Below are 22,301 nucleotides of genomic sequence, written 5' to 3' on the forward strand. Positions count from 1 at the left end.
GACATGCGCGCAGTGTAGCGGTGCCGGTCGCAGCAGCTGCGTCAGTGGGTGGCCGGCTGCAGGGTCGGCGTAGTGGCTGCCTGATGGTCGGCGCGCGCGCGTGCTGGTTCGGGGTGAACTGCGTGGTGCGCGCTGGCGGGCACTGCGACCTGCGCCGCACTGCAACGACCGACTGCGCGGCCGTCGGCCAGGCGCAGTCGGTCCTTCGCGGGATTGATCACGACACCACGCACAGACCGATGCCGCCATCCAACATCGCGTGCCATTACTCGCGATCCAGGCCTCGTCACCGCAGCGCCGCCGCCGCCGCCGAGCTGGTGCCCGCCCTGCATCCCGCGCGAACGCGAGACGCGCTGTAGCGCCACATCCCGCAGCGGCCACCGCCATCACGATTACCGCTCGCTCAGAATCCCTCCAGCACCAGTTTGCCGCGGGTGCGATGCGATTCCAGCGCGGCGTAGGCGGCGCAGGTTATCCACGGTAGTGCGGTCGTCGTGCTCGCCCAGCGTCGTGCGCAGCACGCCGGACGCCACCAGTTCGGCGACACGGTTGAACAAGCGCTGCCGAGCGATCGTGTTACCGGTGGCGAACGGCGCGCGGATGAACATCAGCGCCCCGTGCAGCGGCCACCGCTCGCTCAGAATCCTTCCAGCACCAGCTTGCCGCGGGTGCGGTGCGATTCCAGCGCGGCGTGCGCGCGGCGCAGGTTGTCCACGGTGATGCTGCCGTAGTGCTCGCCTAGCGTGGTGCGCAGTACACCGGAATCCACCAGCGCGGCGACGCGGTTGAGCAGGTGGTGCTGGGCAATCATGTCGTCGGTGGCGAACAGCGAGCGGGTGAACATCAGTTCCCAGTGCAGCGACAGGCTCTTGCGCTTGAGCGGCAGCGCATCGAGCGTGGCCGGGTCGTCGATCAGCGCCAACTGGCCTTGCGGGGCGAGCACCTCGACCAATTGCGCGAAGTGCTGGTCGGTATGGGTGAGGCTGGCCACGTGCTGCACCTGGGCGATGCCGATGCGCTGCAGGCCGGCCGCCAGCGGCTCGGTGTGGTCGATCACATGGTGGGCGCCGAGCGCGTAGACCCAGTCCTGCGTCTGCGGGCGCGAGGCGGTGCCCACCACGGTGAGCTGGGTCAGCGCGCGCGCCAGTTGCACCAGGATCGAGCCGACCCCGCCGGCCGCGCCGACCACCAGCAGGGTCTGGCCTGCGCCGCCGCCTTCGGCAATGCCGAGCCGGTCGAACAGCAGTTCCCAGGCAGTAATGGCAGTCAGCGGTAACGCGGCGGCGGACGCGTCGTCGAGCGTGGTGGGCTTGCGGCCGACCAGGCGCTCGTCCACCAGGTGGTATTCGGCATTGGTGCCGGGGCGGGTCAACGCGCCGGCGTAGTACACCGCGTCGCCCGGCTGGAACAGGGTCACCTCGTCACCGACCGCGTCGACCACGCCGCTGGCGTCCCAGCCGAGCACGCGCGGCGTCTCCACCGGCGCGGTGGCGCGCACCTTGGTGTCGACCGGGTTGACCGAAATGGCGTGGATGCGCACGCGCAGATCGCGCGGGCCGGGCGTGGGCAGCGGCAGGTCGAGCGCGACCAGCGCGCGCGGGTCGTCGATGGGCAGGCCGTGCTGCGGGTAGGCGATGGCTTTCATGGCGGTGGCCGTGGGGCGAGGAGCTGCAGCGTGCGCCATCGCCATTTCCGGAAAAACCGGCAAACTGCGCAAGCAGTTTCACTGTTGGAGAGAAGATGGTCCGGTTCGATGATCTGGCGCTGTTCGTGCGCACCGCGGCGCTGGGCAGTTTTTCCAGTGCCGCGCGCGAGGCCGACCTGTTGCCGGGCCAGGCCAGTGCCGCGGTGGCCCGGCTGGAGCGCGCGCTGGACCTGCGCCTGTTTGCACGCTCCACCCGCAGCCTGCGGCTCACCGCCGAAGGCGAGCAGTACCTGCCGTACGCGCGCCAGGTGCTGGAGTTGCTGCGCGATGGCCGCGAGCAGGTGCGCGGCGGCGACCAGGCGCTGCACGGGCTGCTGCAGGTGACCGCGCCGTCGGACCTGGGCCGCAACGTGCTGCTGCCGTGGCTGACCGCGTTCCGCGCCGCGCATCCACGGCTGACGCTGCGCCTGCACCTGTCCGACCAGGTGGCCGACCTGTACCGCGCGCCGGTGGATGTGGCGTTCCGGCTGGGGCGCATCGACGACGCCGACCACGTGGCACTGCCGCTGGCACCGGACAATCGCCGCGTGCTGGTGGCCGCACCGGATTATCTGCACCGGCATGGGCGGCCAAGCACGCTGGAGGCACTGCGCGAGCACGCCTGTCTGCTGTACGTGCTGGCCGGGCGCCCGTACGACCGCTGGCAGTTCGAGGGTGATGGCCGCCGCCAGACCGTGCCGGTGCGTGGGGCGATGCTGTGCGACGACGCCGACGTCGTGCGGCGCTGGGCGGTGGCGGGCGAAGGCATCGCCTACAAGTCGTGGCTGGATGTCTGCGCCGATGTGCAGGCCGGGCGCCTGGAGGTGCTGTTGCCGGCCTACGGCGACCGGCTGCCATTGCAGCTGGTGTGCCCGCATCGCAAGCAATTCTCGCCCGCCATCCGCCAGCTGCATGCAGACTTCGCGCAGCGCTGCCAGGTATTGACCGCGCTGTTGCCAGGGCTGCCGGCGAGCTGAGCCACCACCGCGCGCACAGTGGCGCACGCGGCCGCGTCCGTTGAAGGCATCCTCACCGTGGCCGCCCTAGCCTGTGTGCATGGTCACGCGCCGTACTCCCTCGCTGCAGCGCTACGGCAACCGCGATGGCGACTCCGGCGTGGTGGCCTATGCGGTTACCACCGGCGCGATCGCGGTGCAATTTCGCAGTGGCGAGACTTACGTGTATACCGACGCCAGTGCCGGCGCCGAGGCGATCGCCACCATGCAACGCCTGGCCGCGGACGGACGCGGACTGAGTACCTACATCAGCCAGTATGTGCGCGAGCGTTACGCCGGCAAACTTGAGCCGTAACGCGGTTCGACGCGTGTCATGCACATTGCCATCTCGCATCGTTACGCACGTGGCAACATCGCGCGGCAACGCGACAGCAGTGTCACATCGCAACACGTACGACACCGCCGCCATCGCGATGTTTGCGGGTCCATCGCATCGGCAGTACACAACAACCTGCATCCCATTGGGATTGGCCAACGATTTCAATGACGCATCAACCGGCCACCAGCGCGATGGTGCTTGATGACGCAACCGCCTTTTTTTGGGCACATGCAGCGCCGACTGCATCGCAGTTACACAAGCGGCCCGAAGCAATGCTGCGAAGGCGCAACATGCAGGCGCACGCGCATTGACCTCAACGTGACCTGGGCGCCGGTAGGCTGACGTTCTCACCTGCGAGGCTGCCTGATGACCACCGTCAAGACCCAAACCCGTTTGCTTGCCCTGGGCCTATTCGCCTTTTTGGGGCTGTTTGGGGCGATCATCTGGTACCTGATGCGGCCGTACGGCACGGCGTATTTCTTCCCGGTGCATTTCCTGATCGGTGCGGCGCTGCCGTTCTTGATCTATGCCATCGGCGCGACGCGGCTGTGGTTCTGGCTGGGCATGATCGTCACTGCGATCGTGCTGCTGTGGTTCAATTTCTGGGGCCACGACGCCAATGGCGCGGCGCCACGCGTGCTCGACTGGAGCCACTTTGCCGCCGGCGCGATCGGCCTGGCCAGTGCCTGGGCGGTGCAGTTGCTGTATCGGCGCGCACGTCCGCCGCATCGTCCGTCGATCGATTGAGGGCGGCCGACCCTGGCCAGTGTTGGCCGGTGTCGTGCAGCGCGCGCTCAACCAAGTAACCCTGCGGCCGGCGCGGTTCACCGCGATCCTGCGCGTCAGCAAAGCGTACGGCGGGACAGCCGCCGCGAGGCGATCGGCAGACAGCGCAGCATCGCGATGACGCGCCAGCGCTGCTCACGCCGCACCGCCTCACGCGCATCTGCATCGCCGCCAGCGGCTGCGTTTCCGGCACATCGATCCACTTAGCGCCGCGCTGCCGCAGCCCGCGCACGGCGTCGCGTGACCTTGGACCGATAGCTTTGCTGCGCCGCGTTGGGCGACACTCGGGAATTCTTTTGGTTCCTGCGAGGTCCCCATGTCGTCTTGGTTCAGGCGCAAATCCATCGATCAGGTCACCGTGCACGAGGCCGGGCGGCAGCTGGTACGCAGCCTGAGTTGGCCGCATCTGATCGCACTGGGCATCGGCGCGATCGTCGGCACCGGCATCTACACACTGATCGGCGTGGGCGCGGACAAGGCCGGCCCGGCGGTGCTGTTGTCGTTCGTCGCCGCCGGCATCGTGTGCGCCTGCGCGGCGCTGGCGTATGCAGAGATGGCCACGATGATGCCGGCCGCCGGCAGCGCCTACACCTACAGCTACACCGCGCTGGGCGAGAGCATCGCCTGGGTGGTGGGCTGGAGCCTGGTGCTGGAATATTCGCTGGTGGTGAGCACGGTGGCAGTGGGCTGGTCGGGCTATTTCGTCGGGTTCCTGCAGTGGTTGGGAGTCAATCTGCCGCATGCATTGATTGCCGGGCCGCACGCCGGCGGCATCGTGAACCTGCCGGCGGTGGTGATCACCTTCCTGGTGGCCGGCATGCTGATGGCCGGCACCAAGGAGAGCGCCACGCTCAATGCGGTGCTGGTGGTGCTGAAGATCATTGCGCTGGGCGTGTTCGTGGCGATCGCACTGCCGGCGTTCAACAGCGCCAACCTGCAGCCGTTCATGCCATATGGCTTCTCCAAGGCGATGGGCCCGGATGGCGTGGAGCGCGGCGTGATGGCGGCGGCGGCGATCATCTTCTTCGCGTTCTACGGGTTCGATGCGATCTCCACTGCGGCAGAAGAGACCAAGAACCCGGGGCGCGATCTGTCGATCGGCATCGTCGGTTCGATGATCGGTTGCACGTTGATCTATGTGCTGGTGGCGTTGTCGGCGGTGGGTGCGATGAGCTTCACCGTGTTCGGCAAGAGCCCGGAGCCGTTGGCGTTGATCCTGCGCGAACTGGGCCATGGCAAGGCAGCGCTGGTGATCGGTGCGGTGGCGATCATCGCGCTGCCGACGGTGCTGCTGGCGTTCCTGTACGGGCAGAGCAGGATCTTCTTTGTGATGTCGCGCGACGGGCTGTTGCCGCGCGGCTTGTCCAAGGTCAACGCACGCACCGGCACGCCGGTGGCGATCACCTTGTTCACCGCGGTGCTGGTGGCTGCGTTGGCGGGTGTGGCGCGGCTGGACGAGATCGCCGCGCTGGCCAATGCCGGTACGTTGGCGGCGTTTACGGCGGTGGCGGCGTGTCTGCTGGTGTTGCGCGTGCGCGAACCCACGCGTGCGCGGGCGTTCCGCACGCCGCTGGCCTGGGTCGTGGGGCCAGTGGCGATCCTGGGCTGCCTGTATCTGTTCTGGAGCCTGCCGAGCACCACGCAGGGCTGGTTCCTGGTGTGGAACGCGCTGGGCGTGGTGGTCTACCTGGCCTACGGGCGGCGGAATAGTCGCTTGGGGAAGGTGGGGTAGTTAGAGCGGCTAACAAAACATAGCGAGCAGTCGTTTTGATAGCTGATCTTACTTCTCCCGCCGGGAGAAGGTCTCCGTAGGGCGGATGAGGGGCGCCTCAGATATCTTTCAGTGCCAACGATGACGAACGCGTCGCCACGCGCCTTCAAGAGTGAATCATCGATGGGAAGGTCTTGGCGGTAGCAGTGCTGTGCTGCGCGGCTGCTATGAGTACTCCGCCGCCAAATGCAGGTGAGCGGTGCCCTTCTCCCACCGGGAGAAGGTGCCCGTAGGGCGGATGAGGGTGCGCCGCAGGTATCCACCGGCGACCAACGATGAGGAACGCGTCGCCACGCGCCTTCAACCCTGCATCATCGATGGCGAAGGTTTAGCGGTGGAAGTCTGCTGCCGCGCGTGAGTCAGTGGCTTTGCCTCGTACCCTCACCCCAACCCCTCTCCCTGCGGGAGAGGGGCTTTCATCCGTCAGCCTGATGCTTGCGGTCACTGCGCGGCAGCAGGCGTGGCGCAGAACGAGGTGGGCAATGCGTCCGCTTGCGTGCCCCAGCCCTGAGTGGGCGGCTGCTTGGTCAGCGCAAACGACAGCGTGCCGCCTTGCTGCAGCTGGGCCCAGTCCAGGAATACCTGCGGCTGCGGCTTGCCGTTGACGCGGACGCCATCGACGTACTGCAGCGTGCGGCCATCGGCGCCAGGGGCGTCGATGCGCAGGCGCTTGCCGTTACCCAGGTCCAACGTGACCCGCTTGAAGCGTGGCGTATGCAACAGGAATTCGCCGCTGCCTGGCACCGCCGGATACAGGCCGAAGGCACTGAACAGGTACCACGCCGACATCGTGCCCAGGTCGTCGTTGCCGGTGACGCCGTTGGGTGCGTTGGTGAACAACTGCTGCGCGGCGCGCACCACGGTGGCGGTCTTCCACGGCTGGCCGATCAACGTGTACATCCACGGGGCGTGCAGGTCCGGTTCGTTGTTGGGGTTGTAGCGGTACTGGTTGTAGTAGCTGTACGGGCCCACCACCCAATGCATGCGTGCGCCGTTGCCGAGGTCCTTCAACAGGTCGTCGTAGGCGAAGAAGGTGTCCAGGCGTTTGCCTGCCTGTTCGCTGCCGTGCATGGCCTGCAGCATGCCGGGGATGTCCTGCTGCACCAGCCACTGGTATTGCCAGGCGGTGCCTTCGTGGAAGCCGTGCTGCGAGCGCGGGCTGTAGTGATCGTCGGAGGGTGCGTACCAGCTGCCGTCTTCCAGCCGCGGGCGCGGAAAACCGCTGAAGCCGGTGTCGGCATCGCGCACGTCCGCATCCCAGACGCGGTGCCAGTTTCCGCCGCGTTGGCGTAGCTGCGCGCTGTCCTGTGCATGGCCCAGCGCACCGGCCATCTGGGCCAGGGCGCAATCGGCCAGCGCGTATTCCAGCGTGGCCGAGCCGCCGTGGTGCGGGTCCACATCCATGCCCTTGGAGGGAAAGGCGCGGTCGTATTGCACGTAGCCGTTGGCCAGGTAACTCGCGTTGCCGGAGCGGCCGGCGTGGCGCGAATTGGTGGGCGGCTGACCGAAGGCGTTCTGGCGCAGCGCGGCGTAGGCCTGCGCCTCGTTGCCTTGCAGCGCGCCGAAGCGCCACAGGTCGACCAGGAAGGGCGTCACCGGGTCGCCGGTCATGATGTTGGTGTCGTAATTGGCGTAGCCCCAGCGCGGCAGCCAGCCGCCCTGCTGGTGGATGGCCAGCAGCGAGCGGCCGATGTCGCGCGCGCGCTGCGGCCGCAGCAGGGCCAGCAACTGGTTCTGCGAGCGGTAGGTGTCCCACAGCGAGAAATACTCGTAGTAGGTCCAGCCATCGGCGCGGTGGATCGCATCGTCGTAGCCGCGGTAGCGGCCGTCGGCATCGCTGCCGGTGAGCGGCTGCAGCAGGGCGTGGTACAGCGCGGTGTACAGCACGGTGCGGTCGTCGCGGCCGGCGCCCTCCACCTGCACGCTGGCCAGTTCGGTGCGCCAGGTCTGCTGCGCGCGTTGGCGCATCTGCTCCAGCCCCAGCAGCGTGCCGCCCTGCATGCCGTCGGCGCGCAGATTGGTGCGCGCGCCCTCGGCGTCCACGTGCGAGATGGCGCTGACCACGGTCACCGCGCGCGCGTTCTTGCCCTTGCCCAGCGGGAAGCTCAGCCAGACGCCGTTGGGCTTGAGTTCGCCGCCCATGCTGTGGCGCGCGCCGGGCACGCCGCCGTCTTCGCCCCACACCCCGAACGCGGTGAACGGGCGGTCGAATTCCAGCCGGAGCCAGGTGGTGTATTCCTGGCCGCCGCAGAAGCTCTGCGTGGTCAGCTTGCCTTCCACCACGCGGTCACCCACCAGTTGCACCTGGCTGCCGATCACCACGTGGCGGTCGTTGGCCTGGGCCACGTTGATCAGCACATGGCCGGTGTCGGCGCCGGGCGCGAAGGTGTAGCGCTCGGCGGCGGCGCGGGTGAGCGCGGTGGCTTCGGCGTCGATGCCGCCGTAATCGGTCAGGCGCACCTTGTAGTAGCCGGCCTGGCCCACTTCGCCGTCGTGGGTGTAGCGCGCGGCATAGCGCTTCTGGTCGAAGGCCTTGGCGTCGCCGGTATCGAAATCGCCGCCGGGGCCGATGCTGCCGGTTACCGGCAGGATCGACACCTGGCCGCCCTGCTCCCAGCAGCCGGCCCCGGACAGGAACGAATGCCCGAAGCCGCGGATGCTGGGGTCGTCGTAGCGCCAGCCGGCGTAGTGCGCACCGATCGGGCTGACCTGGATCAGGCCGAACGGCGCCGACGCGCCGGGGAAGGTATTGCCATCGTCCTTGCTGCCGATGAAGGTGTTGACCTGCGCCGGGTCCTGCGCGGCCAGTGGGCCGGCGAGAGTGACACCGAGCAGGCACAGGCCGGCGGCGGCGCGGCGCCACCAGGGGCAGGCAGCGGATAAGGCAGGGGTGGCGCGGGGCACGGCAGACAACATGCGGGAATCACCTCGGGGGAGAGGGCGACGCGGACGTCGCAGGTGGGAAGCGTGCCTGCCGCAGCAGGGCGCCGGCAGGCACGCGCGCAACCGCATTCTAGAAATCGAACACGTATTCTGCCGCGATCTCGCGGCCAACCGGGCTGAACAGGCGGCTGTTGTAGAACTCGTAGTCCAGCTTGTACGGGTCCTTGTGGTTGTAGCCGGTGCTGTTGAAGACGTTGTTGATGTACAGGTTGAGCTTCATCGCCGGGGTGATGCGGTAGCCGACATTGACGTTCCAGGTGATCGCCGGGCCTACGCGGCCAAAGTACTTGCGTGTGCTCTGGCCGAAGGTGGGGCTATTGGGATCGGTGTCGGTGCAGTTGGCGCGGTCGTCCGGCACCCCGCCATCGGCAAACGGCACGCAGCCGCCGGGGTTGTCCAGCCGGTCCAGGCCCCAGTGCGAGCGCACGCTGGGCACCGCGCCGACGCGGTCGCCGTAGACGGTGGCGTTCCAGTTGCCATACAGCCAGCTCACGCTGCCGCGCAGCTTGCTGCGGATGTCGCGGTCGCGGCGCTCGGGGTTGGGGTCGGTGCGGTAGGTCTGCTCGCGCATCGAGCGCAGGTTGGTGTAGTCGAGCCCCATCTGGAAATCGCCGAAACCGGTCTTGAGCTGGTAGCGCGCCGACAGGTCGATGCCGCTGACATCGCGCTGGGCCAGGTTGATCGGGCCGCGTTCGATCGCGGTGATCGCGCCGCTGCCATCGCGTTGCACGCGCGCCAGGATTGAGGCGCAGTAGTCGGCGCCGCCCGGGTTGGACCAGGCCTGCCCGGGCGTGATGGTCAGCCCGGTGCGGCAGCCGGCCTCGTCGCGCAGGATGGTGGTCTCGTCGATATCGCGGATTTCTTCGTCCAGGTGGATGCGCCAGTAGTCGGCGGTGAAGGAGAAATTCTCGAACGCATCCCAGACAAAGCCCACCGTCCACGACGCGCCCAGTTCCGATTCAAGATCCGGCGTGCCGCGGCGGTTGATCGCAAACGGATAGGTCACCGCGGTGTTGTCGCCGGTGCAGTTATTGGTCTGGTAGGCGCCGCTGGCGATGCAGCGGTATTGGTCCAGCGTGCGCACCTGCGCCGAGCTGGGCTGGCCGAGCAGGTAGTGCATGTCCGGGGCACGGAAGCTGGTGGCGTAGCTGCCGCGCAGCAGCAGGCTGTCGATTGGCCGCCATTGCAGGCCGGCGCTCCAGGTGGATTCCTTCTGCGTGCCGATATCCAGCAGGTTGGCGTCATCGTTGAACGCCTCGTAGTCGCCATAGCGGTCGTAGCGGCCAGCCAACGTGGCGGTGAGCGTGGTGGTCAGCGGCACGCTGAACTCCAGGCCGCCCGAGTAACGGGTGCGCTCGCCACCGCCGCGGTCCACGTTCTGTACTTCGTAATCGAGGTTGGCGCGCGGGTCCGGGTTGAGCCGGTAGCCCTGCTGCGCGGCTTCGACCACCGCGGCGAATTCGATCGGCCCGGCCCAGCCGTCGAACAAGGTGCCGCTCAGGCTCAGCGCGCCCTGGTTGACCCAGGACGCGGCGCGGTTCACCGAGTGCGCACCGATCTGGGCGTACTGGCCCGGGGTCAGCGGGGTCCACCAGCGCGCGCGGTCCAGTGCGTAGGCTGGCAGGCCGTCCACGGTGCCCAGCTGCGGGCCGAGGAAATAGTCATTGGCACGTTGCCAGTCCACGGTGGAGATACGTTCCTGCACGCGGTAGTACGAGCGGCCCAGCGAGGCATCCCAGTCGAAGCGGCCGTCGGCCAGGGTGCCGCGCAGGCCGGCGCTGATGTCCCAGGAGCGCTCGCGGTTGCGGTTGCGCAGGCCGGCCTGGCTGCCGACTTCGTTGGCGGTGAACTGGCGCACGCCAATCAACTGCTGGCCGCTGGTGACGTCGTGGAAGGCCGGGTAATCCAGCCCGGCCGGCAACTGCACATACGGCGGCGAGGTGCCCCACTGCGCTTCGGAATCGAACACCGCCAGGTTGGTCCAGGCCTGCACGCCGTTGCCGAATTCCCAGGTGCCGTACAGATACCCGGACAGGTCCCTGCTGCCGCTACGCAGCAGCCAGTCGCCGTAGTCGGCGCTCAGCCCGCACAGCTGGCCGGTGTTGGTGGTGGTGTCGGTATTGCGGTTGTAGAGCAGCCGATCAGCGCGGTAATAGGCGCCGCCAAACTGTTCGCACGCACCCGGTGGCGGCGCCTGGCGGGTGCCGGTGGCGTTGTCGATCAGGGCAATGCCGCTGCTGGGGCGAAACCCCACCCGGCGCTGCTCGGTGGTCCAGGCGCTGTAGGGCGCGTCGCTGGCGTCGTCCATCTGCGGGCGGTCGCGGCCGAACAGCGGGTCGCGGCTGGTGTACTGCAGCGCGTAGGTCACGCTCCAGTTGTCGCCGGTGCGCCCGCCGGCCCAGGACACATCCGCGGTATCGCGCCCGCCCTCGGTGGCGGTGCCGCCGCGCATGCGGAACTGGTCGCCGCTGTAGTTCTGCTTGAGGATCACGTTGACCACGCCGGCGATCGCGTCCGAGCCGTAGATGGCCGAGGCACCACCGGTGAGCACTTCCACCCGGTCCACCGCCGCGGCAGGGATGTTGCTGTAGTTGGAGACGTTGCTCTGCCCGTTATAGGGAAGCGGGTAATCGGCCACGCGGCGGCCGTTGACCAGCAGCAGGCTGCGGTTGGGGCCGAGGTTGCGCAGGTTGAGCGGGCTGGCGTTGGGCGTGTGCGAGCCCCAGCTGACATCCGCCTCCACCGTGCCGATCGCCTGGTTCAACGTGCCGAGCATGTCGTAGACGGTGGTGAAGCCCTGGGCGCGGATCTCCTCCGAGCCGATGATCTGCACCGGCGCCGGCCCTTCGGCCTGGACACGCTTGATGCGCGAGCCGGTCACGGTGACGGCGTCGAGTTGTTGCGGATCGGCCTGCTGCGCCAGCGCCGGCAGCGGTGACAGCATGGCGAGCAAGAGGGCCTGGGACAGCACACGCGGGCGGTGACAACGGGAATCGGTCATTCAAGCGTCTCGTCGGGGGCGGTGGTGCGACGGAAAGACTTCGTCTTTTCAAACACTTGCGGGGCACAGTGTGCTTTGGATCGATCCAAATCTGGCGCGACGTGTGTCACGGTGTGGCAAAGATTAAGCAAGGCTAAACCGTGGCGCCATACTGCGGCGCAGCAGACCGTACGGACTCAAGCGGAAGGGTGAACCCGGATCTGTAGCGAATTCAGGCAGTTGCCGTGGGCGCAGTGCGGGAGTTGACGGCGTGCAAGCGCCGCTAACGGTTTCGCCCGCTTGTGGCCCCACAAGAGCAGTCAAATGGCTTGATCGTCCGTTATTAGCGGTTTAAAGCCTGCTTGTTCCGCGTATGCGCAAGCAACCGCGTACGGATTCACCGCGCAGGCTCAGCAGGCCAGAGGCATAAAAAAGCCCGGTCGAGACCGGGCTTGGCAACGCTGCGCAGCGGCGGGAGGGGCCGGCGCGGCCATGCCATGGCTTACCAGCGCATGCCTTCGAACGGGTTGAAGCTGGTGCTGCCCTTCACCTTGTCCAGGTAGTAGGCGTAGTTGGCGCTCATGCCGGCCAGCAGGGCCAGCGGGATGCTCAAGGCGTTGCCCAGCGAGCCGGGCAGGAACGAGGCAATGATGCCCACCACCAGGCCGATGCCGATCAGGCCCAGCGCCTTGCGCCACAGGCCCAGGATAAAGAAGTAGATGAAGCCGAAGAACAGCGCGTAGAAGTTCATGCCGACCTTGAGCTTCTCGCCGAACGGCAGCGTCTTCAGCGTTTCCTTGTAGGCAGGATCCTTCGGACCGCCATGACGGTCGAAGAAGTCGAAGCGGAACTGCCACTTGGGGCTGAGCTGGGTGCGATCAAAGGTGTCCATTCCGTACCAATATGATTGAAAACGTTTACATGATAGGCGATCGCGTATTCATGAGCACGCTTTTTCGCCACTCGGGACATCACTAGGAACTTGGGCGCTACGGGGTCAGCGCTGGTCGGTGGAGCTGCTTCCGCGGCGGGAGCGCCGCAGTGCGTACAACGACTTGTCGGCACGGTCGACCACCGCCGCCAGTGCTTCGCCGTCCTGGCGCAGCGCGCTGCCCAGGGTGAAGCGGATCGGCGCATCATCCGCCGCGTCCAGATAGTCGCGCGCCAGCGCGCTCAGCTGCGCAGGTGTGGGCTGATGCAGCAGCACCAAAAACTCGTCGCCGCCCAGCCGTACCAGGCGGTCCTGGGTGCGCAGCGGCTGGTTGAGGAACCAGGCCATCTGCACCAGCACTTCGTCGCCGCGCTGGTGCCCATGGGTGTCGTTGACCAGCTTGAACTTGTCCAGGTCCACCACGATGCAGCCCCAGCGCACGCTGGGGTCGCGCTTGTCCAGCTCGTCCAGATAGCGGCGGTTGAAGCAGTTGGTCAGCGGGTCGGTGAAGGACCATTCCAGCAGCTGCTTTTCCTGCTTGTACTGGTTGGTCACGTCCTGCGCATGCGCCAGCACCACGGTGCCATCGGCTTCCACGTCGAGCACGTTGTGGTACTGCCAGTGGCGCAGGCTGCCATCGCCGGCGACCAGCTCGATCACGCCCGAGTCCTGGCCATCGAGCACCATCCGCGACAGATAACCGTGCAAGGCGGCATGCCGTTCCGGGCGCACCAATTCCACCAGCGCGCGGCCTTCCATGTCCTCGACGCTACGCCCGAGCGAGCGCGCGGCGGCCGGGTTCACGCTGATCAGGCGGCCGTGCATGTCGTGGGTGCAGATCAGCCCCAGGCTGTACTGGAACATCTTGCGGAACTTGCGCTCGCTGGTGGCCAGGGCGTCCACCGCGCGGTGGCGGTCGGTGACGTCCTGGACGGCACCGATCAGGCGCATGCGCCCGTCGGTCATGTCCATCGCACCGGTGCTCTGCACCCATAAGTGGCGGCCGGTACTGCTGATCAGCGGCAGCTCCAGGTCCCATGGCGTGCCGTCGCGCACGCAGGCTTCCACCGCCTCGGTGATCACCGCGCGCGCATCCAGCGGATAGAACGCGATCGCCTCGCCCAGGCTGGGCCGGTAGCCCGGCGGCAGATCGTGCAGGCGGCAGGTCTGGTCAGACCAGCTCAAGGTGCCGCTGGCCACATCCACCTCCCAGCCGCCCACGCCGGCCACCCGCCCGGTGCGCTCCAGGAATGCTTCGCTCTCGCGCAGGCGCTGCTGCAGCTGGGCGTTGGTCTCGGCACGCTCCAGCATCAGGCGGCGCTGCTCCAGGCCTTCGGCCGCCACACGCGCCAGGTGCCGCAGGGCCTCCAGCTGGGCCGGTTGCAGCTGTCGCGGGCGCTGGTCGATCACGCACACCGTGCCCATGCGCAGGCCATCGGAGAGCACGATCGGGGCACCGGCGTAGTAGCGGATGCCGGGTGCGTCGGTGACCAGTTCGTTGCCGCTGAAACGCGGGTCGTCCGACGCATTGGGCACTTCCATCACCGCGTCATCGAGGATGGCATGCGCGCAGAACGCCAGCTCGCGCGGGGTCTGCGACACGCCCGGCAGGCCGACGTTGGCCTTCCACCATTGGCGGTGCTCGTCCACCAGCGACACCAGTGCAATCGGCGTGCCGGCAATGGCCTGCGCGGCGGCGGCCAGGGCGTCGAAGAACGGCTCGGCTTCGCTATCGACCACCTGCAGCAACGCCAGCCGCGCCAGGCGGTCGGTCTCGTTGGCCGCAAGCGGCGCTGCTACGTGACGCTGTTTCAACGTGGTCGCTCGCCCGATGTCATCCGCGCAGTCTAGCGGAGCAGGCATAACAGCCCGCGCAGCAAATCCGTGCGCTGTCACGCAGATGTGTCGCTGGCCGAGGGGTGCAACGGCATGTGCGGCTGCATCCGGCAGCAGTGCGCGGCAACTGATGCAGCAGTGCCGCATGCGCGTGGAACCTGCACGGCGTCGCCCCGCGTCGTGGCACACGCAGTGCCTGGCCTGCGCAGACCTACTGCGCGCCCTCGGGCTCGGCCGCGGCGCTGTCCTGGCGCATCTGCAGCGCCAGATACAGGCGCATGCAATCGTCGGTGACGCCCAGGTTCACCGCACACAGGTCCTGGATGCGCTGCATGCGGTAGTCCAGCGTATTGCGGTGAATGCCCAGCGCCTTGGCGGTAGGCGTCATGCGCATGCCATTGGCGAACCAGCACGACAAGGTCTGCAGCAACTGGCTGCGGCGGTCCTGCGTCAGCAGCGCCTGCAGCGGCTTGCGTAGTTCCTCGGCCTGCCAGGCCTGGCGCAGGTCGTCCACCAGCACCGGCAGGCGGTAGTCGTCGAAGAAGAAGGCATCGGCGCCCGGCGTGCGCGCCTTGCCGATGCGCATGGTGGTGCGCGCGATCTGGTGCGACAGCGCCAGCCCGTTGGGCTGCGGAAAATACTGGCCCAGCGCCAGGCGGATGCGCAGCGGGCTGCTGGCACGCATGCGCTCGAGCAAGGTGTGTGCACGCCGGCGTTGCTCGTCCACATTCCACTGCCCGCGCCGGTCCAGCGCCGGTTTAAGCACCACCAGCTCGTTGAGCGCGGTGGCGGCGATCAGGTTGCCGCGCTCGGGCGTGGACAGCAGCGTATGCAGGCGCTGCAACTCCACCAGCATGGCGTCCAGATCCAGGGTGTCGCTTTCCACTTCGATCACCGCAGCTACGCGCGGCAGATCGAGCGCGATGCCTAGCCGTTCGGCCCAGCCGGCCAGCGCCGGGGTCGGCCCGTCGGTGCGGATCAGCCCCAGCGTGACTTCCTCGCGCAGGCGCGCGTCGCGGGCCAGCAGGCGCAGCAGCCCGGCTTGTTCGAGCATGGCCTCGGCGGCCATGCGCACCAGTTCGGCCTGTTGCCCGATGCGCGCAGGGTCGCCGGTCAGGCCCACGCAGCCGAGCACGCGGCCATCGACGATCAGCGGCAGGTTGACGCCGGGACGTACTGCGTCGAGCTGCTGCGCCAGCGCCGCGTCGATCTCCACCCGCCCCTGCCGCGACAGCACCAGCAGCGCGCCTTCATGCAGCTGGCCGATGCGCGCCGGGTCGCCGCTGGCAACGATCACGCCGGTGTGGTCCATCACGTTGACGTTGCCGTCGATGATGGTCATCGAACGGTCGACGATGGACTGCGCCAGAGTGCGGTCGAGCGTAAGCATCGCCCTATGCTAGGGGAAACCCGGCGCCGGCCGGCGTGCGCGGCGCACCATCAAGACGCGCGCGCCGGGACCGGCAACCCCGGTTGCGCCAGCGCCATGCCCACCTGCAACGCGGCGGCCACGTTCCGCGCGGCGATGCGCACATTGCTGGCCGCCTCGGCCAGGGCCTGCTCCACCGTGCAGGCGCGGTGCACCACCGCAAACATCGCTGCGATGCCGTGCGCATGCAGCAGGCCGGCGCCGTTGCCCAGGCACCCGGCAATGGCAATCACCGGCTTGCCGTGGTGCTGCGCCACCCGCGCCACCCCGACCGGGGTCTTGCCATGCAGGCTCTGGCTGTCGATGCGGCCTTCGCCGGTGAGGACCAGATCCGCCTGCGCAATGGTGGCGTCCAGGCCCAGCGCCTGCGCCACGATCTCCACGCCGGGCCGCAGCTGCGCGCCCAGAAACGCCACCAGCGCAGCGCCCAGCCCGCCGGCCGCGCCGCCACCGGGCAAGCCGTGCAGGCGCAGGCCGAGGTCGCGCTCGAGCAGGTTGGCGTAGTGCTGCAGGTTGGCATCGAGTTGCCGCACCATGGCCGGCGTTGCGCCCTTTTGCGGGCCGAACACCGCCGAGGCACCCGTCGGGCCGATCAGCGGGTTGTCCACATCGCAGGCCACTTCGATGTGGCATTCCTGCAGCCGCACATCCAGGCCGTCGGTTTCGATGCGGGCCAGCGCCGCCAGCGCACCGCCGCCCGCACCGATCGGCTCATTACGCGCATCCAGCAGGCGCGCGCCTAGCGCTTGGGCCATGCCGGCGCCGCCGTCGTTGGTGGCGCTGCCGCCAATCCCGATGATGAAGCGCCGCGCGCCGGCATCCAGCGCGGCCAGGATCAGCTCGCCCACCCCGGCCGTGCTGGCCTGCAGCGGCGCGCGTTGCGCCGGGGGCACCAGCGCCAGGCCGCTGGCGGCGGCCATCTCGATCACCGCGGTGCGGCCATCGCCAGTCAGCCCGAAGAACGCCTGCACCGGCGTGCCCAGCGGGCCGCTGACCGTGCAGTCGATCACCCGCCCGCCGGTCGCGGCGACCAGCGCCTCCACCGTGCCCTCACCGCCGTCGGCCACCGGCACCTTGGTGTAGCTCCAGTCGGGGAACACCTCGCGGAAGCCGGCCTCGATCTGGGTGGCTACCTCCAGCGCGGACAGGCTTTCCTTGTACGAATCGGGCGCGATGACGATCTTCATGACGGAATGGGCTCAACGAAAAGGGGCACGGGCATCACTGGTTCACCGCCCTGGCCGGTACCCGCAGCACCAACGCGGCGCCCAGCACCATGGCCGCGGCCAGCACGTACAGGGCCAGCTCGGTGCTGTGAGTGGTGTCCTTGATCCAGCCCACCAGATAGGGGCTGACGAAGCCGGCAACCTGCCCGGTGGAATTGATCAGCGCCAGCCCACCGGCGGCCGCGGCGGCGGTCAAAAAGCCGTTGGTCAGCGGCCAGAACAGCGGCAGCCCGCTGACCGCGCCCATCGTGGCCAGGGTCATGCCCAGCAAGGCCAGCCACAGGTGGTCGGTGAGCGCGGCGGCCAGGCACAGGCCGGCGGCGCCCATCAGCAACGGGATCACCAGATGCCAGCGCCGCTCGCGGCGGCGGTCGGCCGAACGCCCCATCAGCACCATGAACACCGCTGCGGCCAGATAGGGAATGGCACTCATCAGTCCGATCCGGGTCGGGTCGGTGACGCCGCTGCCCTGGATGATCGACGGCAGCCAGAAGTTGATCGCATACACCCCGCTCTGGATGCAGAAGTACACCGTGCCCAGCATCCACACCGCCGGGTTGCGCAGCACGGCCGCCAGCGAGGTGGACGCCCCGGCCGGCTTGCCCGCTTCATCGGCGTCCAGCGCGCGGGTCAGCGCCTGCTTCTCGCCCGGGGTCAGCCAGCGGGCCTGCTGCACGCCATCGCTGAGCAGAAACCACACGCCAACGCCCAGCAGCACGGTGGGCAGGCCCTGCAGCAGGAACATCCACTGCCAGCCGGCCAGCCCGCCCTGCCCGGCCGAAAAATGGCTCAGGATCCAGCCCGACAACGGCCCACCCAGCACCCCGGAAATGGGAATGGCCGACATGAAGATGGTCATGACCCGGCCATGCTGCGCGCGCGGGAACCAGCGCGTCAGGTACAGCACGATGCCCGGGAAAAAGCCGGCCTCGGCCGCGCCGGTGAGCAGGCGCAGGGTGTAGAACCCGGCCGGGGTGCGCACGAACATCAGGCCGGTGGAGAGCAGGCCCCAGCTGATCATCATGATCGCCACCCAGCGGCGCGCGCCCAGCCGCTGCAGGATCAGGTTGCTCGGCACCCCGCAGGCCAGGTAGCCGATGAAGAAGGTGCCTGCGCCCAACCCGTACACGGTCTCGCTCATGCCCAGATCGCCCAGCATCTGCAACTTGGCGAAGCCGACGTTGACCCGGTCCAGGTAATTGAACAGGTAGCAGACGAACAGGAACGGGATCAGCCGCAGCAGGATCTTGCGGTAGGTGGCGGCCATGCCGTCAGGCTGCGGCAGGGGCCGGGAGGCTGGGGTCATCGCACGCTCCAACTCAGGGGTCGTCCAGGCGAACCGGACGCCGCAGCGCCCGCACCGCGGAAGGGGTGAACGCATTCTAGTTGGCGCTTTTTCCTGAAATCTTCGGCAGAGCGTTGCCTGTAGTGGCGCCGGCAAATACTGGTTTTTGTGCAAACACCCAAGCGGAGCGCTTCAGCCCCATCAGCCAAGGCAGCCCACCTAGCCAAGCCAGCCGCTGGCCGCCGCGCGCCCGACCGCTGCCAGACAAGCCCAACACCAAACGCGGCGAGCGCTGCCCGCTACCTCAGCACACGGACGCAGGCCCCCCCCCCAGCCGAATCACGCCGCAGCCATCACCCCATCCACCCACAAGCCATCCAGCCCCACCGCTCTCCCTGCACAACGCCCTGCCCCCACCGCGCACGACCAACCGCTTCAACGATTCCCCACTCCCGATTCCCGATTCCCAGCCGCATAGGCCTGCGCCTGCTCCATCACCCGCAGCAGATTCCCACCCCAGATGCCGGCGATCTGCGGCTCGCTATAGCCCTTGCGCAGCAGCCAGGCGGTGATGCGCGGCAGGTCGGAGACGTCTTCCAGCCCGACCACGCCACCGCCGCCATCCCAGTCCATGCCGATTCCCACATGCGCGGGCCCGGCGACGGCGAGCACATGCTCCAGATGCGCGAAGAAATCCTCTTCGGTCGCGCGCTTGACCGGGTAGCGCGCATCCAGTGCCTTGAGCGCTTCACTCAGGGCGGTGCCGTCGGACATCTTCAAATGCTCCCAGCCGCCGTATTGGTCGGCCAGCGCCTTCTCGGCGGCCTTGCGCTCGGGGCTGGCGCCGCTATCGATGAGATAGCCGCCATACGAATTCACCTGGATCACCCCGCCGTGCGCGGCCAGCACCTTCAGGCGTGCATCGTCGATGTTGCGCGGGTGGTTGTAGACCGCCTGCGCGCCGCTGTGCGAGAGCATGATCGGCACCGGCGACAACGCGATCAACTGGTCGAACACCGTATCGGAGGCATGCGATTGATCGATCACGATGCCCAGTGCCTGCGCCTGCTGCACCAGTTGCTTGCCGACCGGGCTCAGGCCTTTCCACTCGGCCCCTTTCGGGTCGGTGGCCGAATCGGCGAACTCGTTGTTGAGAAAATGCACCGTGCTCATCAGCCGCAGGCCCTGCGCGTAATAGAAACGCAGCAGCGACGGGTCGGCCACCAGCGGGCTGGCGTTTTCCATGCTGATGTACACCACGCGCGTGCCGGCGGCCTTGATGCGCGCGGCATCGGTGGGCGTGGTGGCCAGCGCGAAGCGTTGCGGCTGCGCGGCCAACAGGTTGTGGATCTTCATCAGCCGCTGCAGGCCGGCGTCGCGGTCATCCAGATGCGCGGCCGCACTGCGATTGCCTTGCCCGGTATAGACCGCCCAGAAGCCGCCATCGAGTGCGCCTTCGAGCATGCGCGGGTAGTCCACCTGCGATAGCCGATTGCCGGCATGGCCCTGCATCACATCGAAATCGCCGCGCTCCAGATTGGCCGGCGTGTCCAGGTGCGAATCCAGCGTGACCAGGCGCTTTTGCAGTGCGCTGGCGCGGGCCAGCTCGGCGGCGGAAAATTCCATCGCCTGTGCCGAGGTGGTGGCGGCCAGCAACAACGACAGACATCGCGTGTGCAGTTTCATGCGGTCTCGCTTGCAGGGGGGTCACCGGATCATAGCCGCAGGTGTCGGCGCCGCGGGCACCCGCACTGCGTCATCGGCTGGCCGTCATCGGGCGGGCGCAGCGGCGCAATGTCCACCGGTGCCACAGCACGAACGCCGACCGCGTTGCAGAACCGAATAATCCATCTTCAAACCAATTGCAGACCCGCGCGCGCTGCGCACACTTGCGCCGCCGCCACTCCAACGGCCTGCCACCGCCCTCGCTTCGCCACACCGCCTCGGCGTGTGTGCGGTGGCGTGCGCGCCTTCACTCATGCCCGAGCGCCCTCATGCCCAACGCATCGCCTGCATTGCCCCGCCGCCTGCCCGCCCGCCGTCTGCTGGCCGCCGCCCTGATCGCCACCGGGCTGCTGGGTGCCGCCTCCACCGCCAGTGCGGCCTGCACGGCCGGTCCCTGGACTGCGCGCGCCAACGAAGCCGGCATGCCACCGGTGCGTTATGAAACCACGCACTTTGCGTTCCGCTGGAATGGCGACGGCGTGTCCAGCGCCGACGTCCGCGCGGCTGGCGAGCACCTGGAGATGGTCTGGGACACCTTCATCAATCGCCTGCAATTTCCCGAGCCGGCCTGCAACAGCACCACCAAGACCAAGGCCAGCATCCACCTGGATCCGGGCTTCGGGCTGAGCGGCGGGGTCACCGGCAGCGGCAACATGGGCATGTGGATGGCACCGGGCGGGCTGCGCGATCACTGGGGCCTGGCACACGAACTCACGCACGCACTGCAGGGGCAGACGCAAAGCCTGCGCGACTCCGACTACACCGGCTGGATCTGGGAATCGCACGCCAACTGGATGACCCACCAGCTACCGGAATTCCACGCCAGCGATGTGCATTGCTCCAGCATGCTGGTGAACTACCCGCACCTGTATCTGGGCTCCACGCGCGACCGCTACTGCAACTGGCAGTTCCTGGAGTACCTCAAGAACCGCTACGGCTACGCCATCGTCAACGACCTGTGGGCCAAGGCGCCCAAGCCGGGCGATCCGGCGCAACGCAGCGCCGACCCGTTTTCGGTACTCCGCACCAACATGAGCTGGACGCAGGCGCAGTTGAACGATGTGTTCGGCGACTGGGCGCTGCGCAACGTCAACTGGGACTACACCAACCCCGATGGCAGCGATCAGGGCGCGCTGTACCGCGCGCGCTACGGCAGCAACCTGGCGTTCGATCCGCAACGCACCCAGGACTGGGACAACCGCGACCGCGCGCTGCGCATGACCGTGCTCGACCCGGTCGCCGGCCAGGCCAACCGCTACCGCGTGCCGTTCGAATGGGCACCGCAGCGCTGGGGCTACAACCTGGTGCAGCTGATCCCCGCTGCCGGCGCCACCAGCATCGGCGTGAGCTTCGAAGGCCAGGTGCAGACTGCGCCCGCGGTCACCGCATTGCCCGGCCTGGTGACCGACCCGGCCAGTATTCCGACGCCGGATTCGGACTGGCGCTGGGGCGTGGTCAGCATCGACAGCAGCGGCCGCGCGCGCTACAGCGCCCTGCAGCGCGGCGCCAAAGCCAGCGTCACCGTGGCCCTGCGCAGCGGCGACCGCGCGGTGTACCTGATGGTGATGGGTGCGCCCACCACCATGCACAAGATCAAGTGGGACCAGTCCTATTACGCAATCTATCGCTACCCGTGGAGCGTGACCCTGAGCAACGCGGCCGCGGCCGGCAGCCAGCCCGGCGCGCCCACGCCCACGCCGGTGGGCCGCCGGCATGCCAACGGCGGCGGCTGGGTGGCCAACACCGCCAATGTCGCCTCCACCGCCTATGTGGGCCCGTTCGCGCGCGTGCTGGCCGGCAACGTGCTGGGCAATGCGCGCATCGACGGCCACGCCACGGTGATGGGCGGCACCGTGCAGGGCAACGCGGTGCTCGGCGGGCTGACCGTGTGGCACCCCGGCGCGGTGATCGGCAACACCGCGCAGGCCCAGACCGTGTTCATGGGCCCGGGCGCCTTCGGTGCGGTCACCGTGGCCGGCACCACCCAGGTGCGCGGCGACCTGGAGCTGCGCGAAGGCACCACACCTAGCCAGGGCGTGTTCTACGGCTATGCCGACACCGAGACGATGCGCAACCCCGAGTTCGGTGCAGACCTGCGCCAGGCGGTGCCGGAGATCACTGCGCGGCCGGCGGGCTGGTAATCAAGCTGTTGCGCTGAGCGTTGTCTGCCCGCAGACAGCGCGCGCTGGCCAGGGAGGCCGTGCGTGCGGTGTTGGCGCGATCACGGCCGTGGATCGCGCAGCACGCATGTCTTTAGAGCGGCTAACAAAACGTAGCGAGCAGCCGTCAGGTGGGTGCGGACGGCGCGGAGGAACCGGAGTGTACGGGGGTACATGCCGATTCCGACCACTGGCCGCGCCCGCCTGGCGG

At 68.1% G+C, this 22,301-nt stretch carries 15 protein-coding genes and 1 other RNA gene; 5 read left to right on the forward strand and 11 right to left on the reverse strand.

From position 1 onward, the window contains the following. Nucleotides 1–392: 392 nt before the first annotated feature. Together ACCQ09_RS21890 and ACCQ09_RS21895 are read right to left on the reverse strand one after the other, a co-directional pair. Entirely contained in the window at nt 393–608 is a 216-nt protein-coding gene (locus ACCQ09_RS21890) for a hypothetical protein (protein WP_040942161.1), read from the reverse strand. A 29-nt stretch (nt 609–637) separates the two neighbouring features. Further along, nucleotides 638–1,645, reverse strand: a complete 1,008-nt coding sequence (locus tag ACCQ09_RS21895; RefSeq protein WP_040942162.1) for a zinc-binding alcohol dehydrogenase family protein — start codon at nt 1,643–1,645, stop codon at nt 638–640. A 95-nt stretch (nt 1,646–1,740) separates the two neighbouring features. Between ACCQ09_RS21895 and ACCQ09_RS21900 the strand changes: the two genes are divergently transcribed. The 4 genes from ACCQ09_RS21900 (at nt 1,741) to ACCQ09_RS21915 (ending at nt 5,537) form a co-directional block, all read left to right on the forward strand. Continuing rightward, nucleotides 1,741–2,661 (forward strand): LysR family transcriptional regulator, encoded by a 921-nt coding sequence (locus tag ACCQ09_RS21900; protein ID WP_040942163.1) that lies wholly within the window; start codon nt 1,741–1,743, stop codon nt 2,659–2,661. Nucleotides 2,662–2,764: 103 nt separating this feature from the next. Next, nucleotides 2,765–2,995 carry a hypothetical protein gene (locus ACCQ09_RS21905; RefSeq protein WP_187305949.1) on the forward strand — a complete coding sequence of 77 codons (231 nt, stop codon included), beginning with the start codon at nt 2,765–2,767 and terminating at the stop codon, nt 2,993–2,995. A 390-nt stretch (nt 2,996–3,385) separates the two neighbouring features. After that, a complete protein-coding gene (locus tag ACCQ09_RS21910) occupies nt 3,386–3,766 on the forward strand; it encodes a hypothetical protein (RefSeq protein WP_011039280.1) in 381 nt (126 codons plus the stop codon). A gap of 355 nt (nt 3,767–4,121) precedes the next feature. Next, nucleotides 4,122–5,537 (forward strand): amino acid permease, encoded by a 1,416-nt coding sequence (locus ACCQ09_RS21915; protein WP_040942165.1) that lies wholly within the window; start codon nt 4,122–4,124, stop codon nt 5,535–5,537. A gap of 480 nt (nt 5,538–6,017) precedes the next feature. Here the strand turns inward: ACCQ09_RS21915 and ACCQ09_RS21920 are convergent, their stop codons facing one another. From ACCQ09_RS21920 to ACCQ09_RS21955, 8 genes are all read right to left on the reverse strand, one after another. Continuing rightward, nucleotides 6,018–8,492 (reverse strand): GH92 family glycosyl hydrolase, encoded by a 2,475-nt coding sequence (locus ACCQ09_RS21920; RefSeq protein ID WP_040942166.1) that lies wholly within the window; start codon nt 8,490–8,492, stop codon nt 6,018–6,020. A 97-nt stretch (nt 8,493–8,589) separates the two neighbouring features. Beyond that, on the reverse strand, nt 8,590–11,520 hold the full coding sequence (locus ACCQ09_RS21925; RefSeq protein ID WP_040942167.1) for a TonB-dependent receptor domain-containing protein: 2,931 nt from the start codon (nt 11,518–11,520) through the stop codon (nt 8,590–8,592). 481 nt (nt 11,521–12,001) lie between these two features. After that, nucleotides 12,002–12,391, reverse strand: coding sequence for a DUF2628 domain-containing protein (locus tag ACCQ09_RS21930; protein ID WP_011039284.1), 390 nt, complete (start codon nt 12,389–12,391; stop codon nt 12,002–12,004). A gap of 105 nt (nt 12,392–12,496) precedes the next feature. Continuing rightward, nucleotides 12,497–14,293, reverse strand: a complete 1,797-nt coding sequence (locus ACCQ09_RS21935) for a sensor domain-containing diguanylate cyclase (protein WP_228428163.1) — start codon at nt 14,291–14,293, stop codon at nt 12,497–12,499. Between the two features lie 184 nt (nt 14,294–14,477). Further along, nucleotides 14,478–15,656, reverse strand: a complete 1,179-nt coding sequence (locus ACCQ09_RS21940) for a sugar diacid recognition domain-containing protein (RefSeq protein ID WP_011039286.1) — start codon at nt 15,654–15,656, stop codon at nt 14,478–14,480. A 50-nt stretch (nt 15,657–15,706) separates the two neighbouring features. After that, nucleotides 15,707–16,882 (reverse strand): glycerate kinase, encoded by a 1,176-nt coding sequence (locus tag ACCQ09_RS21945; protein WP_040942170.1) that lies wholly within the window; start codon nt 16,880–16,882, stop codon nt 15,707–15,709. A 34-nt stretch (nt 16,883–16,916) separates the two neighbouring features. Further along, nucleotides 16,917–18,227 carry an MFS transporter gene (locus ACCQ09_RS21950; RefSeq protein WP_029217132.1) on the reverse strand — a complete coding sequence of 437 codons (1,311 nt, stop codon included), beginning with the start codon at nt 18,225–18,227 and terminating at the stop codon, nt 16,917–16,919. A gap of 414 nt (nt 18,228–18,641) precedes the next feature. Beyond that, a complete protein-coding gene (locus ACCQ09_RS21955) occupies nt 18,642–19,892 on the reverse strand; it encodes a dipeptidase (protein WP_228428165.1) in 1,251 nt (416 codons plus the stop codon). 308 nt (nt 19,893–20,200) lie between these two features. On the opposite strand from ACCQ09_RS21955, the gene ACCQ09_RS21960 reads away from it, so the two are divergent. Then, a complete protein-coding gene (locus ACCQ09_RS21960; RefSeq protein ID WP_040942172.1) occupies nt 20,201–22,072 on the forward strand; it encodes an Svx/AvrXca family virulence/avirulence protein in 1,872 nt (623 codons plus the stop codon). 119 nt (nt 22,073–22,191) lie between these two features. On the opposite strand, the gene ACCQ09_RS21965 is transcribed toward ACCQ09_RS21960, so the two are convergent. Beyond that, nucleotides 22,192–22,266, reverse strand: a non-coding RNA gene (locus tag ACCQ09_RS21965) — sX9 sRNA. Nucleotides 22,267–22,301 lie beyond the last annotated feature (35 nt).

Source organism: Xanthomonas sp. NCPPB 2586 (assembly GCF_041475775.2).
Lineage (GTDB): Bacteria > Pseudomonadota > Gammaproteobacteria > Xanthomonadales > Xanthomonadaceae > Xanthomonas > Xanthomonas campestris.

What these genes read in the sequence shown, in the direction of transcription:
- ACCQ09_RS21890 (WP_040942161.1), bottom strand. Translation starts at nt 608, where the DNA reads ATGTTCATCCGCGCGCCGTTCGCCACCGGTAACACGATCGCTCGGCAG.
- ACCQ09_RS21895 (WP_040942162.1), bottom strand. Translation starts at nt 1,645, where the DNA reads ATGAAAGCCATCGCCTACCCGCAGCACGGCCTGCCCATCGACGACCCG.
- ACCQ09_RS21900 (WP_040942163.1), top strand. Translation starts at nt 1,741, where the DNA reads ATGGTCCGGTTCGATGATCTGGCGCTGTTCGTGCGCACCGCGGCGCTG.
- ACCQ09_RS21910 (WP_011039280.1), top strand. Translation starts at nt 3,386, where the DNA reads ATGACCACCGTCAAGACCCAAACCCGTTTGCTTGCCCTGGGCCTATTC.
- ACCQ09_RS21915 (WP_040942165.1), top strand. Translation starts at nt 4,122, where the DNA reads ATGTCGTCTTGGTTCAGGCGCAAATCCATCGATCAGGTCACCGTGCAC.
- ACCQ09_RS21920 (WP_040942166.1), bottom strand. Translation starts at nt 8,492, where the DNA reads ATGTTGTCTGCCGTGCCCCGCGCCACCCCTGCCTTATCCGCTGCCTGC.
- ACCQ09_RS21925 (WP_040942167.1), bottom strand. Translation starts at nt 11,520, where the DNA reads ATGACCGATTCCCGTTGTCACCGCCCGCGTGTGCTGTCCCAGGCCCTC.
- ACCQ09_RS21930 (WP_011039284.1), bottom strand. Translation starts at nt 12,391, where the DNA reads ATGGACACCTTTGATCGCACCCAGCTCAGCCCCAAGTGGCAGTTCCGC.
- ACCQ09_RS21935 (WP_228428163.1), bottom strand. Translation starts at nt 14,293, where the DNA reads ATGCCTGCTCCGCTAGACTGCGCGGATGACATCGGGCGAGCGACCACG.
- ACCQ09_RS21940 (WP_011039286.1), bottom strand. Translation starts at nt 15,656, where the DNA reads ATGCTTACGCTCGACCGCACTCTGGCGCAGTCCATCGTCGACCGTTCG.
- ACCQ09_RS21945 (WP_040942170.1), bottom strand. Translation starts at nt 16,882, where the DNA reads ATGAAGATCGTCATCGCGCCCGATTCGTACAAGGAAAGCCTGTCCGCG.
- ACCQ09_RS21950 (WP_029217132.1), bottom strand. Translation starts at nt 18,227, where the DNA reads ATGACCCCAGCCTCCCGGCCCCTGCCGCAGCCTGACGGCATGGCCGCC.
- ACCQ09_RS21955 (WP_228428165.1), bottom strand. Translation starts at nt 19,892, where the DNA reads ATGAAACTGCACACGCGATGTCTGTCGTTGTTGCTGGCCGCCACCACC.
- ACCQ09_RS21960 (WP_040942172.1), top strand. Translation starts at nt 20,201, where the DNA reads ATGCCCAACGCATCGCCTGCATTGCCCCGCCGCCTGCCCGCCCGCCGT.